We start from the raw sequence: 17136 nt of genomic DNA on the forward strand, positions 1-17136 counted from the left end.
CGGCTGGGCCGTGCGCCATCGCATCATCGTGCTGGTGATGACGCTGGTCACCTTCGCCACCAGCCTGTGGGCGTTCCAGTTCATTCCGCAGAACTTCTTCCCGCAGTCCTCCCGGCCCGAAATCCTCGTCGACCTCTGGCTGCCGGAAGGCACCTCGATCAAGGAGGTCGAGACGCAGGCCAAGGCGCTCGAAGGCAAGATGATGGACGATCCGGACAAGCGCTTCATCGCCACCTATATCGGCGAGGGCGCGCCGCGCTTCTTCCTGCCGCTCGACCAGCAGCTCAGGAATCCGAACTTCGCCCAGCTCCTGGTGATGGCCAAGGACGAACCGGCGCGCGAGCGGCTGATCGTCAAGCTGCGCACCATCCTGGCCGAGGATTTCCCATCGATCCGGTCCAAGGTCGACCGCCTGTTCCTCGGTCCGCCGACCGGCTGGCCGGTGCAGATGCGCGTCATGGGCCCGGACCGCCAGGAGGTGCGCCGCATCGCCGACGAGGTGAAGGCGAAGTTCCAGGCCAACCCGCTGCTCGGAGCCGTGCATGACGACTGGCTGGAGCCGGTGCCGGCGATGAAGCTGGTCATCGACCAGGATCGCGCCCGCGCACTCGGCGTCACCTCGCAGCGCATCCGCCAGATGCTGCAGGCCACCATGTCCGGCGCGCCGCTCGACGATTTCCGCGACGGCGAGGAGACGGTCTCGATCGTCGCCCGCGAACCGGAGGCGAGCCGCAAGCTGCTGTCCTCGGTCGATTCGGTCTACATCCCGACCGATTTCGGCGGTTTCGTGCCGCTGTCGCAGGTGGCCAAGGTCGTTCCGGTGCTGGAGCAAGGCATCGAGTGGCGGCGCGACCGCCTGCCGACCATCACGGTGCGCGGCACCCTGCCGGACGGCGTGCAGTCGAACGACGTCGTCACCAAGATGTACAACGACATGAAGGACCTGCGTGCCGGCCTAGCGCCCGGCTACAAGGTCGAGATCCAGGGCGGCGCCGAGGATTCGGCCGAAAGCCAGGCCTCGATCGCCGCCAAGGCGCCGATCATGCTGGCCATCATCGTCGTGCTCTTGATGATCCAGCTGCAGCATTTCGGCAAGGCGATGCTGGTGCTGGCCACCGGTCCGCTCGGCATCATCGGCGCCGCCGCGGCGCTGCTGATCAGCGGCGCGCCCTTCGGCTTCGTCGCCATCCTCGGCGTGATCGCGCTGCTTGGCATCATCATGCGCAACTCGATCATCCTGGTCGACCAGATCGATCAGGACATCGCCGCCGGCATGGAGCGATCCGAGGCGATCATCGGCGCCGCCGTGCGCCGCTTCCGGCCGATCATGCTGACGGCGCTCACCGCCGTGCTGGCGCTGATCCCGATCTCGCGCGCCGTGTTCTGGGGGCCGCTGGCCTACGCCATGATGGGCGGCATCCTCGTCGCCACCGTTCTCACCATCCTGGTGCTGCCGGCAGGCTACGCGCTGTTCTTCGGCCGCGAGCGCAAGAAGGCCGGGGTCGAGGACAAGGGGCCCGAGTCCGAACTGACGCAGAACAACGAAAAGCCGGAGCTGGCGCTGGCCGCGGAATAAGGTGGTGGCAACCTCGGATCGTCCGCCATTGCCACGGGTCGATGGCGGACGATCTGCATCGCGGCTCGGCGCGCTAGAGCAATTCCAGGAAAAGTGTGAAGCGAATTGCAGCGGCGCGGCATCTTCAGGCGCGAGTATGAGGGCTCGACGCTGCGCGAGAATCTCGGCCTGAAGCGGCCGCCGAACCGGTTCTTCGAGGAGACGGCGATCCGCAGGGCCGGCTGACGAGAGGCCGTTGGACAAAAGAGATCGGGCGCGCCGGATCCTGTTCTCAGGTCGCTGCGTCAGATGACGAACAGCCAGTTGGCGATCAGCATCACCGCCACGCCGGCGATCAGCGTCAGATAGGGCAGGGCGCCCGCCTTCTTCACCTTGAGGTCGGCCGACGTCATGCCGAGATCGGCCAGCATATGGTCGGGGAACTTGCCGCCGTCCTGGATGTAGTGACGGAAGCAGAACACCGGGATGATCAGCGCCGCGGTGATCAGGCCAGCCCACAGCGCCATCGGGTTCCACACCTTGGCGCCGGCGCCCATGAAGACGGCGTTGACATAGGCGAAGATCGCCCCGATGCCGAGCAGCCAGGTCGGCGCCCGCCACGGCCTCGCGATATGGCCGTTGTCGATGCGGTGGATCCAGCCGGCATTGAGGTTGAGGAAGTTGAAGATGATGTAGCCGCAGTTCGACACGGCGAGGATGAAGAAGAAGCTGGTCGCGTCGGCCGAGGCGATGGCCAGCACGGCCAGGTTGAAGACGAGGTCGGTCCACATCGCCCGCGTCGGCGCGCCATGCTCGTTGACATGGCTGAGATAGCGCGGCAGCCAGCCGTCGACCGAGCCCTGGTAGAGCGTGCGCGAGGAGCCGGCCATCGCCGTCATGATGCAGAGCACCAGCGCCAGGATCATCAGCATGACCAGCAGGCTGTGGATGATCTTGCCGCCGCCGACCATGCCGGCCAGCGCATCGGCGACGCCGGAGCCGTCGACGATCGGCGTCGCCAGCATGCCGTTGAGGCCGAGCACGCCCTGGAAGGTGAACGGCACCAGGATGAACAGCAGCATGCAGAGCAGGCCCGAATAGAAGATCGCCTTGAACGTGTCGGTGCCGGGGTTCTTGAACTCGGACGTGTAGCAGACGGCGGTCTCGAAGCCGTAGGTCGACCAGGCGGCGATGAACATGCCGCCCAGCACCAGTGTCCAGCCGGCGATGTTCCAGGCTCCCGGGTCGGGCGCGTAGGCGGCCGCCAGCGGCACCAGCGGCGAGAAGTTCGCCCAGTTGATCTGGCCGGTGAAGATCGGCACCACGCCGACGATCAGCATCGGGATGATGACCAGCAGGCCGATATATTTCTGCACACTGGCCGTGCCGAGGATGCCGCGATGCTGGATCGAGAAGATCATCAGCATCAGCACCGCGCCGATGAAGAAGGTGGCGTTGAAGGTGAAGGACACCGGACCCAGCGTATGGCCCCAGAGCGACCAGGTGCGGATCGCCGGCGTCGCGGCGGCGGCCACCGCCGCGATGGCATCGGCGGGCGCCGTGCCGGCATGGGCGGCGATATAGGCGACCACTTCCGGCGAGGTCTCGCTGAAGACCGGGATCGGCGCCAGCGCGTTGAGGATATAGGCGGCGGCGATCGAGCAGCCGAGCGACAGCACCGGCGACCAGGCGAACCAGTTGCACCACACCGACAGCGGCGCGATGAATTTCGAGTAACGCAGCCAGGCGGTGGCGCCGTAGATCGAGGCGCCGCCGGACTTGTTCGGGAACAGACCGGCGATTTCGGCATAGGTGAACGACTGCAGGAAGCCCATGATCATGGACACCGTCCAGATCACGAAAGCCAGGGTTCCGGTCGTGCCGGCAATGCCGCCGATGGAGAACAGGACGAGGGCGGGAACGCCGCTTGCCACCCAAAAGGCGCCACGCCAGTCGATATGCCTGAGCAGCTTGCCTTCCGCAGGCTGCTCAAGGACCGTGCTCATTGTGCTCATATGTATGAATTCCCTTTTTTTGCTGTTCCCCGCCGGTGTGCCTCGGCTGCGCGAAGCTTCCCCCCGGCCTCATTTCGAACGGCTGTAGTGTTTCCACTCAGTCGCATTTTTTTCTTAACAGTGAAGATTGATCCGACGCGCTTTCACGTCAAGCGTTTTGTGGCGCCGTGCACATCACGCTTGCGAAACATGGCACGGACGCCACTGCGGCCGCCATCAAGACGGTCGGATGAGGCCTTGGAGGCGGCCGTCAGGAGCGCGGTTTCGTCTTTTGCGGGTCGTAATGCGCGAAGGCCACGACTCGCGCCGGCAGCCGCTTGGCATGGCCGTCGAGCTTGCCGACCTCGACCTCAGTGCCGATGTCGGCATGGGTGACGTCGAGCCGCGCCAGGGCGATGGTCTTGCCGAGCAGCGGAGAGCGCATGCCGGAGGTGACGACGCCGATCTGGGCGCGGCCGACATGGACGCAGTCGCCGTGGCCGACAGGGATGTTCGCATCGATGTCGAGGCCGACCAGTTTCGTCTGCGGATGTTCCTTGCGCCTTATCAGCGCGTCGCGGCCGATGAAGTCGTCGGTCTTGGTCTTCAGCGGCACGGTGAAGCCGATGCCGGCCTCGAACGGATCGGTCTGGTCGGAGAACTCGTAGCCGGCGAAGATCAGCCCGGCCTCGATGCGCACCATGTCGAGCGCCTGCAGGCCCATCGGCTTCAGCCCATGCGGCTGGCCGGCCTCCCAGATGGCGTCGAACACCTTTTCGGCGTCGCGCGGATGGCACCAGATCTCGTAGCCGAGCTCGCCCGTATAGCCGGTGCGCGAGACGACCACCGGAACGCCGTTGCCGCCGCCGATGCGGGCGACCGCGAAGCGGAACCATTCGAGCTCGCCGATCGAGGGCTGCAGCGGCGAGGTCCAGACGACCTCCTTCAAGATGTCGCGGCTCTTCGGTCCCTGCACGGCGATGTTGTGCATCTGGTCTGTGGAGGAGCGCACCAGCACGTTGAGGCCGAGTTTCCTGGCCGTCTCGCGCAGCCATTCGCCGGACAGGTCGTCGCCGCCGACCCAGCGGAAATTGTCCTTGCCGAGCCTCAGCAGCGTGCCGTCGTCGATCATGCCGCCATGCTCGTAGCACATCGCCGAATAGACGACCTGGTTGACGCCGAGCTTCTTGACGTCGCGGGTCAGCGTGTATTGCAGCAGCGCTTCGGAATCCGGTCCTGTCACCTCGAACTTGCGCAGCGGCGACAGGTCCATGATCACCGCCGCCTGCCGGCAGACCCAGTATTCGGCGATGGCGCCCTCTTTGGCGAAGGAGTTGGCCAGCCAGTAGCCCCTGTACTCGGCGAAGTCGCGCGTGTGCTTGGCAAAGCTCGAATGAAAAGCTGTCTCTCGGGTCATCTTCGGTTCCGAATCGGGCGTCATGCGTCTGGCGATCGCGCGCGAGAATTTGTGCTGGCCGGAATAGGTGCGCACATGGATGTCGGTGAGGTTCCAGCCATTGGCGGGCGTGGTGTCGTCGGGGCAGGCGGAGGAGACGCAGACGATGTCGGTCAGTGCGCGCAACAGCACATAGTCGCCCGGCCGCGACCATGGCTCGTCCGACACCATGACGCCATGCGCGTCGATTGCCGTGTTGAAGAAGAAGTTGATCGCCATCCAGCCGGCGCGGGGCGTGACGCCCTTGTCCGAAAGCGCCTTGTTGAAATTCTCCGAGCAGTTGGTGTGCCCGGGATAACCAATGTCGTCGTAGTATTTGGCGGCACAGGCGAGCGCGAAGGCGTCGTGCCGCCCGCAAGTGTCCTGCACCACCTCGACCAGCGGCTCCATGTCCTGGTCGTAATATTTCGAATGCAGGCCGGGCATCGGATAGGCGGCGCCCATCAGCGTGCGCGTCGTCGTCACGTCGAGCGGCAGGTCGCGGCCCTTGTCCAGCTTGCGCGCCGAGAAGCACTGGAAGTCGGTGCACTGGCGGCCGTCGACATCGATGATCTGCAGATAGTCACCGGCCTTGACGAAATAGGCTTCGGCAGTCGCCGAATGGACCCTGAGATCGAGCACCGGATCGGCGAGCGGATCGGCAAGCCCGGACTTCGCCTTCAGCCGGATCGTCGCGCGGCGCACGATGACGGCGAGCGGCGTCGCCGTGTCGTGGCCGTCGACCAGCATCGGCCCGCCGGGCGCCGCGATCAGCAGCGCGCCATCGCGCTGCACGCCGAAGCCTTGCTCGGTGCCGGCGGGCGTCGCGCCGCCGAAGACGCGCACGGCCTTCGGTTGCTCAAGCTGAACTTGGCGGCGTTGCAGGCCGAGACGCAGCGCCGACAAGCTGTCGTCGCCATCCGCCAGCAGCGCCTTGATGCCTGCGGCGTTGCTGTTTGCAGCCTCGCCGAAAATGCCGGGATCGGTGACGCCGTTCTTGCCCCAGGCCAACAGCTCGCAGGCCTGTCCGCCTTCGATATTGCGCACGCTCACCGTATCGCCGGCCTCGACGTCGAGCAGCACCGCGCCGTTGCCCTGCACGGTGTAGCGCTCGATGCCGGGCGGCAACGCGATCTGGCCTGGCCTGAGGATCAGGCTCGGCCGGGGCGGCCCGGAGGCGACGGCGGGGTAGGGCGACTGGCTCATCTCGACCCTATGTTTCGAGCAACAAGTTTGCCTGTGTGTGAAATTAGTTTAGCAGCAAGAATAGCAGCGGGGTTGGATTTGGCAAGGTGGAGATGGCGCCGGCTCCTCCTTCTCCCCTTGTGGGAGAAGGTGTCGCCGAAGGCGACGGATGAGGGGTGCGCGAAGGAACGCCAGGGTCTCACTCCGTCGCGCACCCCTCATCCGTCTCGGCGCTAACGGCCGATCCAGCTTCTCCCACAAGGGGAGAAGGAGAGGGCGCGCACATGCGCTACGCCAGTTCCTCGGAATGGCCGATCGTAACGCCATACTCCGCGGCCGAATCGAGAATGGTGTGCCAGAGACTTTCGGCGAAGGTCGAAAACACCAGCAGGTTGAACACCGCCTGTCCGCCGCGATCACCACCCCGCCAGAGTGTGACGCTCGTGTGATCCATCGAGGTCGCAGCCGCCATGCCCACCGCAAACACATCGGGATGCAGATCGATCGACGACAGCTTGGCGAGCATCGCGCGCGCTCTCTGCCCGGATACGCTGATCAACATGCGCGCATGCGACTGGTCGGAAAGCGAAGCCGAACCGGCAAAGACCGGGGCGAGCGCCTCAATCCCGAGCCTGCCGCCCTGCGACAGCACGAAAAACTGATCCGGTCCGGACCAGATCGGCGTCGCGTCGGCGGTGCCGACCGCCTTCGGCGTTTCCGGCGCGGCGACACCGAAGCGGGCCTTCGCCGCCGCGGCCATCTCGGTCACCTTGCCGCGCCGCGCCATCACCTGGACGAGGTCGAAATTGCGGATCTCGGTCAGCGACACGCCGGCTTCACCCCGCGCGCCATACGGCCCGGCAACGAGCGCGCGGTCGAGCGGGCTGCGGATATCCCAGGAAAACTCAGCCACGCTGGCGCCCTCCTTCCGGATCGTAGAAGACGGGATTGCAGAGCTCGACATCGTACGCCTCGCCACGCAGCGGGTCGTGCGCGCGCACGATGTCGCCGATGCGCTCGCGGCCGCGTTCGACCAGCCCGAGCCCGATCCACTGGTCGAGTGTCGGCGAGAAGCAGACCGAGGTGACATAGCCCTGGTCGTTGCCGGGGCCGGGGATCTGGCCCTTCGGAATGACATGCGCGCCGGAGCGCAGCCGCCGCGCCTTGTCGGTCGGCTTGATGCCGACGACCACCAGCCGGTCCGGCGCCACCAGCGCCTCGCGGCCGGCCATGACGCGGCCGATAAAATCCTTCTTGGTCGACATCATCTTGCCGAGGCCGAGATCGGCGGCGGTCGTGGTGCCGTTGAGCTCCGGCCCGGCGACATGGCCCTTCTCGACGCGCATCACGCCGAGCGCCTCGGTGCCATAGGGTATCACGCCGAACGGTTTTCCCGCGATCATCAGATTGCGCACCAGCGCCTCACCGTAGCGCGCCGGCACCGAGATCTCGAACGCCATCTCGCCGGAGAACGAAAGGCGGAACAGCCTGGCCTTGATGCCGCCGCGCAAAGCGACTTCGCGCGCGCCCATGAACGGAAAGCCTTCGTTCGACAGGTCCTCGGCGGGATCGACAATTTCGCGAAGCAGGTCACGGGTCTTCGGCCCGGCGATGGAGAACTGCGCCCACTGGTCGGAGACCGAGGTCAGCTGCACGTCGAGTTCGGGGAACAGCACCTGGCGGCAGAATTCGAGATGCTGCATCACCAGCCCGGCTTTGGCGGTCGTGGTGGTGAGGAAATAGTGGTCCTCGGCCAGCCGCGAGGTCGTGCCGTCGTCGTAGACGATGCCGTCTTCGCGCAGCATCAGCCCGTAGCGCGCCTTGCCGACGGCGAGGTTGGAGAACGAGTTGATGTAGACGCGGTCGAGGAAGACGCCGGCGTCGGGACCGTGCACGTCGATCTTGCCCAGCGTCGAGACATCGCAGAAGCCTACTCCGCCGCGCACCGCCTTGACCTCGCGGGTCACCGATTCCAGCCAGTCCTTTTCGCCCGCGCGGGGATACCACTGCGCCCGTTTCCATAACCCGGTGTCGACGAACACCGCGCCCTGTTCCGCCGCCCAGTGATGTGACGGCGTCAGCCGCGTCGCATGGAAGGTCTCGTCGCGATGGTGGCCGGCGAAGGCGCCGATGGCGACCGGCACATAGGGCGGCCGGTAGATCGTCGTGCCGGTTTCCGGGATCGACTTGCCGGTGACGGCGGCCATGATGGCGAGGCCGGCAATGTTGGAGGTCTTGCCCTGGTCGGTCGCCATGCCGAGCGTGGTGTAGCGCTTGAGGTGCTCGACCGATTCGAAACCTTCGCGCTGCGCCAGTTCGACGTCGGAAGCGGTGACGTCGTGCTGCTGGTCGACGAAGGCCTTGCCCTTGCCGGGGATGTGCCAGAGCGGGGTGAGCGAGAAGGCCTCGTCGTTGGCGACCGGCGCTGAACCTGCGGTGCCGCCGCGCCTGCTATCGCTTGCGGCAGCGGCGCCGGCCTCAAACCCGTGGCGCAGGCAAGCGCCGAGGCCGAAGGCGCCGTTGGCGGCGCCTACAGCGACCATGCCGGGCGGCGCGCCATCCGGCACGAAGGCGGCGATGTCGTCGCGCCATTTCGGCCGGCCGCGATGATAGGAGGTCAGCCCGACCGAAGGATTCCAGCCGCCGGAAACGGCAAGCCCGTCGGCGTCGACCTCGGCGCGCGCGCCGCCGGTCAGCGAGACGGCGATCTTGCGCACGCCATCCTTGCCGCCGTCGACGCCGGTAACCGAGCCGTTGAGCACCGGGAAGCCGTTCTTCGAAGCAAGCGAGCGATGCTGCGGCGAGACATCCGGCCGCGCATCGATCACCGCCGCGACCTGCAGCCCGGCGGCAATCGCCGTCTCGACCGTGCGCCAGCCGTCCTCGTTGTTGGTGAACAGCGCGACGCGTTTTGCGGGCGTTGCCGCATAGCGGCCGATGTAGCTGCGCATGGCGGAAGCCATCATCACGCCGGGCGTGTCGTTGCCGGCAAAGACGATCGGCCGCTCGATCGCGCCTGCCGCGACAATGCTGCGCTTCGCCACGATGCGCCACAACCGCTGCCGCACCTGGTGCTCCGGCGGAACTGGCAGATGGTCGTTGACGCGCTCGATCGCGCCATAGGTGCCGCCGTCATAGACGCCGAACAGCGTCGTGCGCGTCATGATGCGGACATCGGGCATCGAGCCAAGCTCGGCCAGCGTGCGCGCAATCCATTCGGCGGCCGGCAGGCCGTCGATCGTTCCGCCGTCAGCAAGCAAGCGGCCGCCCGGGACAAAATCCTCTTCGCACAGGATGACGCGCGCCCCGCTGCGGCCTGCCGCCAAAGCCGCCGCCAGTCCCGCCGGACCGGAGCCGGCGATCAGCACGTCGCAATGCGCCCAGGCCTTGTCGTAGTGGTCGGGATCAGCAATGCCAGCGGCGCGGCCGAGACCGGCGGCGCGGCGGATCGCCGGCTCGTAGACCGCCTCCCAGAACTTCGCCGGCCACATGAAGGTCTTGTAGTAGAAGCCGGCGACGAAGATCGGCGCGAACAGCTGGTTGACCGACAGGAAATCGTGGCGCAGCGACGGCCAGCGGTTCTGGCTGGCGGCCTCGAGACCGTCATAGAGCTCGGCCGTCGTCGCCTTGGTGTTGGGCTCGCGCCTTGCGCCGCTGCGCAATTCGACCAGCGCATTCGGCTCTTCCGATCCCGCCGTCAGGATGCCGCGCGGGCGGTGGTACTTGAACGAGCGCCCGACCAGCTTGACGCCATTGGCGACCAGCGCCGAGGCCAGCGTGTCGCCCTGGAAGCCAAGCAGCGTCTTGCCGTCGAAGCGGAAGCTCAGCGGCACCGAGCGGTCGATGAGGCCGCCGTCTGCCAGCCGGTGTGTTTGCGCGTCGCCCACCATCACGCGTCAACCTTTGCCGCACCGGCGCCAGCAGCGGGCACAACGGCCGAAATCTCATGCGTCAGCGTGTTGCGGGTGACCTTCAGCCAGGCCCTGCAGCCGCCGCCATGATACCAGTGCTCGCTCATCGGGCCGGCGATGTTGTCGCGCAGGTAGACATAGTCGTAGACGGCCTCTTCGCCCGCGTCCGCCGCCGGCCGTTGCGGCTTGGCGTCGCCGAGATAGGTGAACTCGCCGAGTTCGCGTTCGCCGCAGAAGGGACAGACAATACGCATGATTTCCTGGCCGCCTTCAGTGCAGGTTCGGTTGGGCGCCCTGGCCCTTTTCGTCGATCATCGCGCCGCGCTGGAAGCGATCGAGGCGGAAGCGCGCGGCTTCTTTGTGCGCTTCGTCGCGGGCGATGAGATGGGCAAAGACCAAGCCGGAGCCGGGCGTCGCCTTGAAGCCGCCATAGCACCAGCCGGCATTGAGATAGAGGCCATCGACAGGGCTCTTGTCGATGATGGGCGTGCCGTCCATCGACATGTCCATGATGCCGCCCCACTGGCGCAGCAGCCTGACGCGGCCGATCATCGGGATCAGTGCCATGCCGCCCTCGCAGACATCCTCCATGACTGGAAGGTTGCCGCGCTGGGCGTAGGAATTGTAGCCGTCGATGTCGCCGCCGAAGACCAGGCCGCCCTTGTCCGACTGGCTGACATAGAAGTGGCCGGCGCCGAAGGTCATGACATTGGGCAGCAGCGGCTTGATCGCCTCGGAGACGAAGGCCTGCAGCACGTGGCTTTCGATCGGCAGGCGCAGGCCCGCCATCGCCGCGACCCGCGATGAGGAGCCGGCGACCGCCATGCCGACCTTGCCGGCGCCGATCCCGCCGCGCGAGGTCTCGACACCGGTCACCTTGCCATTGCCGTCGCGCGTGAAGCCGGTGACCTCGCAGTTCTGGATGATGTCGACGCCAAGCGCGCTGGCCGCATGCGCATAGCCCCACACGACGGCGTCGTGCCGTGCCGTACCGCCGCGCCGCTGCAAGAGCCCGCCCTGCACGGGGAAGCGCGCATTGTCGAAGTTCAGGAACGGCATCATCTTCCTGACCGCCGCGAGGTCGAGCAATTCGGCGTCGATGCCGTTGATGCGCATGGTGTTCCCGCGCCGCGCATAGGCGTCGCGCTGGGCGTCGGAATGGTAGAGGTTGATGACGCCGCGCTGGCTGACCATCGAATTGTAGTTGAGGTCCTGCTCCATCCGCTCCCACAGCTTCATCGACAGCTCGTAGAAGCCGGTATTGCCGGGCAGGCCGTAATTGGAGCGGATGATGGTGGTGTTGCGGCCGGCATTGCCGGAGCCGATCCAGCCCTTTTCGAGAACGGCGACATTGCGGATGCCGAACTCGCTGGCGAGGAACCACGCCGTCGCCAGCCCATGGCCGCCGCCGCCGATGATCACCACATCGTAGCGGTCCTTCGGGCTGGCGTCGCGCCAGGTGCGCTGCCAGTTCTTGTGGCCGGAGAGGGCGGCGCGGGCGAGCGAGAAGATCGAATATTTCATAAGGTCATTCCGAGATCGCTCGCGTCGCGCTGGTGGTATTGCTTAACGCATCGGATTCGTCCGAAAACCGCTTCGCACTATTCGGTCCGATGCTTCAGATATCCAGCGTGTGGTCGCGCTCCCACTGCGTGAAGTGCGAAGCATAGGAATTCCATTCCTGCTGCTTCAGCTTTAGGTAAGCCGACGAGAATTCCTCACCCAGCGCCGTCTTCAGCGATTTGTCATTGTCGAACTCGCGCAGCGCGTCGAGCAGGTTGAGCGGCAATTTCGGCGCGTCCGTCACGGTATGGCCGAACTGGTACATGTCGATGTCGTAGCGTTTGCCCGGGTCGGCCTTCGAGCGGATGCCATCGAGACCGGCAGCGATGATGACGGCCTGCAGCAGATACGGGTTGGCTGCACCGTCGGGCAGGCGCAGTTCGAAACGGCCCGGGCCTGGCACGCGCACCATGTGGGTACGGTTGTTGCCGGTCCAGGTCACCGTGTTCGGTGCCCAGGTCGCGCCAGAAATCGTGCGCGGCGCATTGATGCGCTTGTAGGAATTGACCGTCGGGTTGGTGATAGCCGCAAGCGCCGAGGCATGCTTCATGATGCCGCCTAGGAAATTCTTGCCCTTGGCCGAGAGGCCGAGCTCCATCGCATTGTCGGCGAAGACATTGGTCTTGCCGGTCTCGTCCCACACCGAGATATGCGCATGGCAGCCATTGCCAGTCAGGCCCTGGAAGGGCTTGGGCATGAAAGTCGCGCGCAGGCCGTGTTTTTCGGCAATCGACTTCACCATGAATTTGAAGAACGAGTGCTTGTCGGCGGTCGCCAGCGCATGGTCGAAGGTCCAGTTCATCTCGAACTGGCCGTTGGCGTCCTCATGGTCGTTCTGGTACGGGCCCCAGCCCAGCGCCAGCATATGGTCGCAGATTTCTGCGATGACGTCGTAGCGCCGCATCACCGCCTGCTGGTCGTAGCATGGTTTTGAGGCGGTATCGTATTCGTCGGAGATCGCCTTGCCGTCCGGCGAGATCAGGAAGAACTCGGCCTCGACGCCGGTCTTGACATGCATGCCGTCGCGGGCAGCCTCTTCGATCACCCGCTTCAGCGTGTTGCGCGGCGCCTGGCCGACCTCCTTGTCGTCCATGACGCAATTGGCGGCGACCCAGGCGACCTCCGGCTTCCACGGCAACTGGATGACCGAGGCTGGATCCGGCACCGCCAGCATGTCCGGATGCGCCGGCGTGAGATCGAGCCAGGTGGCGAAGCCGGCAAATCCCGCGCCGTCCTTCTGCATGTCGGCGATCGCCTGTGCCGGCACCAGCTTCGCACGCTGCCCGCTAAACAGGTCGGTGTAGGAGATCATGAAATATTTGACGTTTTTCGCCCTTGCGAATTCTGCAAGATCAGTAGTCACACCAGTTCCCCATTTTTTGTCGGCCATGGCCCAAGGCATTTGGGTCTTGGCCCTTCAATTGATTAGAAGCCGTTCTTCCCCGGTATCCAGTTGGTGCCGGCAAGCGGCACGCCCGCCATGGCGGCCGCCTCGATGGTGAGTGCGACGAGATCCTCGGGCTCGAGGTTGTGCAGGCTGTTCTTGCCGCAGGCGCGCGCGATCGTCTGCGCCTCCAGCGTCATCACTTTCAGGTAATTCGCCAGCCGCCGTCCTGCCGCGATCGGGTCGACCCGCTTCATCAGCTCGGGGTCCTGGGTGGTGATGCCGGCCGGGTCGCGGCCTTCATGCCAGTCGTCATAGGCGCCGGCGGTGGAGCCGAGCGCATTGTACTCCGCCTCCCACCGGGGATCGTTGTCGCCCAGCGCAACCAGCGCCGCCGTGCCGATCGACACAGCGTCGACGCCGAGCGCCAGCGCCTTGGCGACGTCGGCGCCGTTGCGGATGCCGCCGGAAACGATCAGCTGCACCTTGCGGTGCATGCCGAGGTCCTGCAGCGCCTGCACCGCCGGCCTGATGCAGGCAAGCGTCGGCTGGCCGACATTTTCGATGAACACTTCCTGCGTCGCGGCGGTGCCGCCCTGCATGCCGTCGACGACGACGACGTCGGCGCCGGCCTTCACCGCGAGCGCGGTGTCGTAATAGGGGCGGGCGCCGCCGACCTTGACGTAGATCGGCTTTTCCCAGTCGGTGATCTCGCGCAGTTCGAGGATCTTGATCTCGAGATCGTCGGGCCCGGTCCAGTCGGGATGGCGCGACGCCGAGCGCTGGTCGATGCCCTTGGGCAGCGTGCGCATCTCGGCGACGCGGTCGGAGATCTTCTGGCCGAGCAGCATGCCGCCGCCGCCGGGCTTGGCGCCCTGGCCGACGACCACTTCGATCGCGTCGGCGCGGCGCAGGTCGCGCGGGTTCATGCCGTAGCGTGACGGCAGATACTGATAGACCAACTGCTTGGAATGGCCGCGCTCTTCCTCGGTCATGCCGCCGTCGCCGGTGGTGGTCGAGGTCCCGGACAGCGTCGCGCCGCGTCCGAGCGCTTCCTTGGCGGGGCCGGACAGCGAGCCGAAGCTCATGCCGGCGATGGTGATCGGGATCTTCAGCTCGATCGGCTTCTTGGCGTGGCGCGTGCCGAGCACCACGCTGGTGTCGCAGCGCTCGCGATAGCCTTCCAGCGGATAGCGCGAGATCGAGGCGCCGAGGAACAGGAGGTCGTCGAAATGCGGCAGCTTGCGCTTGGCGCCGGCGCCGCGGATGTCATAGATGCCGGTCGCCGCGGCGCGGCGGATTTCGGAGAGCGTGTAGTCGTCGAAGGTCGCGGATTTGCGCGGCGTCGTCGGCGGGTTGCGATAGGTCATCTTGCCTCAATACGCGTCGGCGTTGTCGATATTGAAATTGTAGAGCTTGCGCGCCGAGCCGTAGCGCTTGAACTCCGAAGCTTTGACGCCGGTCACGCCGGCGCGGTCGAGCAGGCCTTGCAGGAATTCCAGATGCTCGGGCCGCATCTCCTTGGCGATGCAGTCGGCGCCCAGGCTCTCGACCTTGCCACGCACGAACAGCCGCGCCTCGTAGATGGAATCGCCCAGCGCATCGCCGGCATCGCCCAGGACCACGAGGTTGCCGGACTGCGCCATGAAGGCGGACATGTGGCCGATATTGCCGTGCACGACGATGTCGATGCCCTTCATCGAGATGCCGCAGCGCGACGACGCGTTGCCTTCGATGACCAGCAGGCCGCCGCGGCCGGTGGCGCCGGCATACTGGCTGGCGTCGCCTTTGATCACGATCGAGCCCGACATCATGTTCTCGCCGACGCCGGGGCCGGCCGAGCCATGCACGGTGATGGCGCCGCCGGCATTCATGCCGCCGCAATAGTAGCCGACGCTGCCGCGCACATCGATGGCGACCGGCTGGTCGACGCCGACGGCGACCGAATGGCTGCCCTTGGGGTTGAGCACCTCCCAGGCCGTCTCGTTGGAGCCCGGGGTCAGCTGATGCAGCGCCTGGTTCAGCTCGCGCAGCGACAGTGCGGCAAGGTCCAACACCCTGGCGTGGCTCTGGTCGCGCTGAGCGGTGGATACGTTGGTTGCCGGCATGAACTCAATGCTCCCAGAAATAGACGGTTGCGGGCTCCGGTTCCCAGACCCTCGCATTGTCTATGCCGGGCAGTTTGGTGAGCGCGCGATATTCCGAACCGAACGCGACATACTGGTCGGTCTCGGCCATGACGGCGGGCTTGCAGGCGATCGGGTCGCGCACCACGCCAAAGCCGTTCTTGGTGCCGACGACGAAGGTGAAGAAGCCGTCGAGATCGGAGAGTGTGCCCTCCAGCGCCTCGCCGAGGTTCTTGCCATGCGCGATCTTGGAGGAGAGATAGGCGGCTGCCACCTCGGTGTCGTTTTCGGTCTCGAATTTCATGCCCTCGCGGACCAGCTCGCGCCGCACATTGTTGTGGTTGGACAGCGAGCCATTGTGCACCAGGCATTGGTCGGCGCCGGTCGAGAAGGGGTGCGCGCCCATCGTGGTGACCGCCGATTCCGTCGCCATGCGGGTGTGGCCGATGCCATGGGTGCCGGTCATCGAGCGCACGTCGAAACGCTCGACGACGGCTTCCGGCAGGCCGACCTCCTTGTAGATCTCGACCGCTTCGCCGGCGCCCATGATGCGGATATCGGGCCGAAGCGATTGCAGTGCCTCACGCGCGGTGTCGACTTTGTCCGGCGCGGTCCTGATCACCGCATGCGTCGACTTGACCGCGACGCTCACCGGCGCGCCGATCGCCTTGGCGAGCTCAGCGTCGAGGCCGCGGAAGTCGTGTTCCGGTTTCGCTGACTGGATGGTGATCTTGGCCTCGTTGCCGGCCGGTGCGCCATAGATGGCGATGCCGGCACTGTCCGGACCCCGGTCGGTGAGACAGATCAGCATCTCCGACAGCATCGCGCCCAGCTTGGGCTCCAGCGACTTGTCCTTGAGGAAAAGTCCGACGATTCCGCACATGTCAGCCTCCGATGTTTATGGCTCTCAAATGATGTACCGAATGAGGAATCAGAATTCAACCATATGAAAAAAATTTTCCTCTAGTTACGTGTGCGGCTCTACGCCGCCGGCCGCGCCGTCATCGCTTCGGCGGTCACTGTGAGCCCATTGCGTGTAGCGGATGCGTGCAATCTTGTAGGCATCGAGAATCGACAGCGCATAAATCAGGAAGCCGCCGGCATGACGGCCGACGAAGCTGGCGTCCGGTGCCGCCACCTTGGTGGTCACCCAGCCAAGGATCACCATGAAGAACAGGAATTGCAGCCCGCGCGTCGGCACGCCGAGCATGACATGTCCGCTCCCCGGCAGCACGATCGCCGCGCCGAGCACGAGATACGGATTCGCCGGGGCGGGGGAGCTGGCTTTGTCGGTCATGCGGCCTGCCGTTTGCGCTCGTTGATGGCATCGCGAAGCGTCGAGGCCGATTGCAGCAGCCTTTCGATCAGCGCCGGATCCAGTTTCGTGTCGCCAAACGCAGCCTGCCGGAACACGCCGTAGCGCGCCCGCTCTGCCTCGGCCAGCAGCCAGACGATGCGCACGCCCTTCGGCGTGACCAGCAGTTCCTTGGCCCGGCCCTCGGCGAAGATGTCGAGATGGCCGGCAATCACGTCCTGCGGGAAGGCGACCCCCTTGCGGTCCGTGCGCAGCACCGCCTCGACGGGAAAGCCGGCGGTCTTCGGCAGCGTGTGGCCGAGGTGATCGAAATTGGAAAACGTGGTCGCCGAGCCCGGCCGCATCATCATGTCGAAAGTTCCCGGAACGTCGACAGGCTCGGTGACGGTGACGGTGAGCCAGCGCGCCGGCAGTTTTCTGGTCGCCAGCGTGTCGACGATGGTGCGGACCTGCACGCGATGCCCGTTCCAGGTGCCCGCCCAGGTGGTGACGCCCACCGTGCCGTCGGAGACATCGACGGCGTCGGCAACAACAATGCGAATGCCGGCGGTGTCGACGGCAATCGCCGCCTCGGCCCGGTTGCGGCTTTTGCGCGCGAGCCAGGCAAGGTGGACGACGACGCCAACCGCCATCGCCCCGGCAAACAAGACTGACGTCAACTCAGACAT

General features: G+C 65.7%; 13 protein-coding genes. 1 reads left to right on the top strand and 12 read right to left on the bottom strand.

The window, feature by feature from the left end:
* The coding region (locus EN738_RS04010; protein ID WP_145966825.1) for an efflux RND transporter permease subunit at positions 1-1576 on the top strand (1576 nt) is incomplete at its 5' end.
* A 284-nt stretch (positions 1577-1860) separates the two neighbouring features.
* On the opposite strand, the gene EN738_RS04015 is transcribed toward EN738_RS04010, so the two are convergent.
* The 12 genes from EN738_RS04015 to EN738_RS04070 form a co-directional block, all read right to left on the bottom strand.
* A complete protein-coding gene (locus tag EN738_RS04015) occupies positions 1861-3570 on the bottom strand; it encodes an APC family permease (protein ID WP_127282569.1) in 1710 nt (569 codons plus the stop codon).
* 250 nt (positions 3571-3820) lie between these two features.
* A complete protein-coding gene (locus EN738_RS04020; RefSeq protein ID WP_127282570.1) occupies positions 3821-6190 on the bottom strand; it encodes an aminomethyltransferase family protein in 2370 nt (789 codons plus the stop codon).
* A 268-nt stretch (positions 6191-6458) separates the two neighbouring features.
* A complete protein-coding gene (locus tag EN738_RS04025) occupies positions 6459-7082 on the bottom strand; it encodes a sarcosine oxidase subunit gamma family protein (protein WP_127282571.1) in 624 nt (207 codons plus the stop codon).
* Complete coding sequence (locus tag EN738_RS04030; protein WP_189605750.1) at positions 7075-10059, bottom strand: sarcosine oxidase subunit alpha; 2985 nt, start codon at positions 10057-10059, stop codon at positions 7075-7077. The genes EN738_RS04025 and EN738_RS04030 overlap by 8 nt, the downstream gene beginning before the upstream one ends.
* Entirely contained in the window at positions 10059-10334 is a 276-nt protein-coding gene (locus EN738_RS04035; protein WP_127282572.1) for a sarcosine oxidase subunit delta, read from the bottom strand. The genes EN738_RS04030 and EN738_RS04035 overlap by 1 nt, the downstream gene beginning before the upstream one ends.
* Positions 10335-10350: 16 nt before the next feature.
* Positions 10351-11604, bottom strand: a complete 1254-nt coding sequence (locus EN738_RS04040) for a sarcosine oxidase subunit beta family protein (RefSeq protein WP_127282573.1) — start codon at positions 11602-11604, stop codon at positions 10351-10353.
* A gap of 94 nt (positions 11605-11698) precedes the next feature.
* A complete protein-coding gene (gene glnT / locus EN738_RS04045) occupies positions 11699-13006 on the bottom strand; it encodes a type III glutamate--ammonia ligase (protein ID WP_127282574.1) in 1308 nt (435 codons plus the stop codon).
* A 62-nt stretch (positions 13007-13068) separates the two neighbouring features.
* Entirely contained in the window at positions 13069-14397 is a 1329-nt protein-coding gene (locus tag EN738_RS04050) for an FMN-binding glutamate synthase family protein (protein ID WP_126056046.1), read from the bottom strand.
* Between the two features lie 6 nt (positions 14398-14403).
* Entirely contained in the window at positions 14404-15135 is a 732-nt protein-coding gene (locus tag EN738_RS04055) for a GXGXG domain-containing protein (RefSeq protein WP_127282575.1), read from the bottom strand.
* Between the two features lie 4 nt (positions 15136-15139).
* Positions 15140-16036 carry a glutamine amidotransferase family protein gene (locus EN738_RS04060; RefSeq protein WP_127282576.1) on the bottom strand — a complete coding sequence of 299 codons (897 nt, stop codon included), beginning with the start codon at positions 16034-16036 and terminating at the stop codon, positions 15140-15142.
* 84 nt (positions 16037-16120) lie between these two features.
* Positions 16121-16450 (bottom strand): hypothetical protein, encoded by a 330-nt coding sequence (locus tag EN738_RS04065; protein ID WP_127282577.1) that lies wholly within the window; start codon positions 16448-16450, stop codon positions 16121-16123.
* Positions 16447-17136: a hypothetical protein gene (locus tag EN738_RS04070; protein ID WP_127282578.1), complete on the bottom strand. Its 690-nt coding sequence runs from the start codon at positions 17134-17136 to the stop codon at positions 16447-16449. Before EN738_RS04070 ends, EN738_RS04065 begins: the two co-directional genes overlap by 4 nt.

It is taken from the genome of Mesorhizobium sp. M4B.F.Ca.ET.017.02.2.1 (assembly GCF_003998955.1).
Classification (GTDB): Bacteria; Pseudomonadota; Alphaproteobacteria; order Rhizobiales; family Rhizobiaceae; genus Mesorhizobium; species Mesorhizobium abyssinicae.

Bases quoted from the DNA above. Each gene is read 5' to 3' on its own strand.
- EN738_RS04015 (WP_127282569.1), bottom strand. From the start codon at position 3,570: ATGAGCACAATGAGCACGGTCCTTGAGCAGCCTGCGGAAGGCAAGCTG.
- EN738_RS04020 (WP_127282570.1), bottom strand. From the start codon at position 6,190: ATGAGCCAGTCGCCCTACCCCGCCGTCGCCTCCGGGCCGCCCCGGCCG.
- EN738_RS04030 (WP_189605750.1), bottom strand. From the start codon at position 10,059: ATGGTGGGCGACGCGCAAACACACCGGCTGGCAGACGGCGGCCTCATC.
- EN738_RS04035 (WP_127282572.1), bottom strand. From the start codon at position 10,334: ATGCGTATTGTCTGTCCCTTCTGCGGCGAACGCGAACTCGGCGAGTTC.
- EN738_RS04040 (WP_127282573.1), bottom strand. From the start codon at position 11,604: ATGAAATATTCGATCTTCTCGCTCGCCCGCGCCGCCCTCTCCGGCCAC.
- EN738_RS04050 (WP_126056046.1), bottom strand. From the start codon at position 14,397: ATGACCTATCGCAACCCGCCGACGACGCCGCGCAAATCCGCGACCTTC.
- EN738_RS04055 (WP_127282575.1), bottom strand. From the start codon at position 15,135: ATGCCGGCAACCAACGTATCCACCGCTCAGCGCGACCAGAGCCACGCC.
- EN738_RS04060 (WP_127282576.1), bottom strand. From the start codon at position 16,036: ATGTGCGGAATCGTCGGACTTTTCCTCAAGGACAAGTCGCTGGAGCCC.
- EN738_RS04065 (WP_127282577.1), bottom strand. From the start codon at position 16,450: ATGACCGACAAAGCCAGCTCCCCCGCCCCGGCGAATCCGTATCTCGTG.
- EN738_RS04070 (WP_127282578.1), bottom strand. From the start codon at position 17,136: ATGTCTGAGTTGACGTCAGTCTTGTTTGCCGGGGCGATGGCGGTTGGC.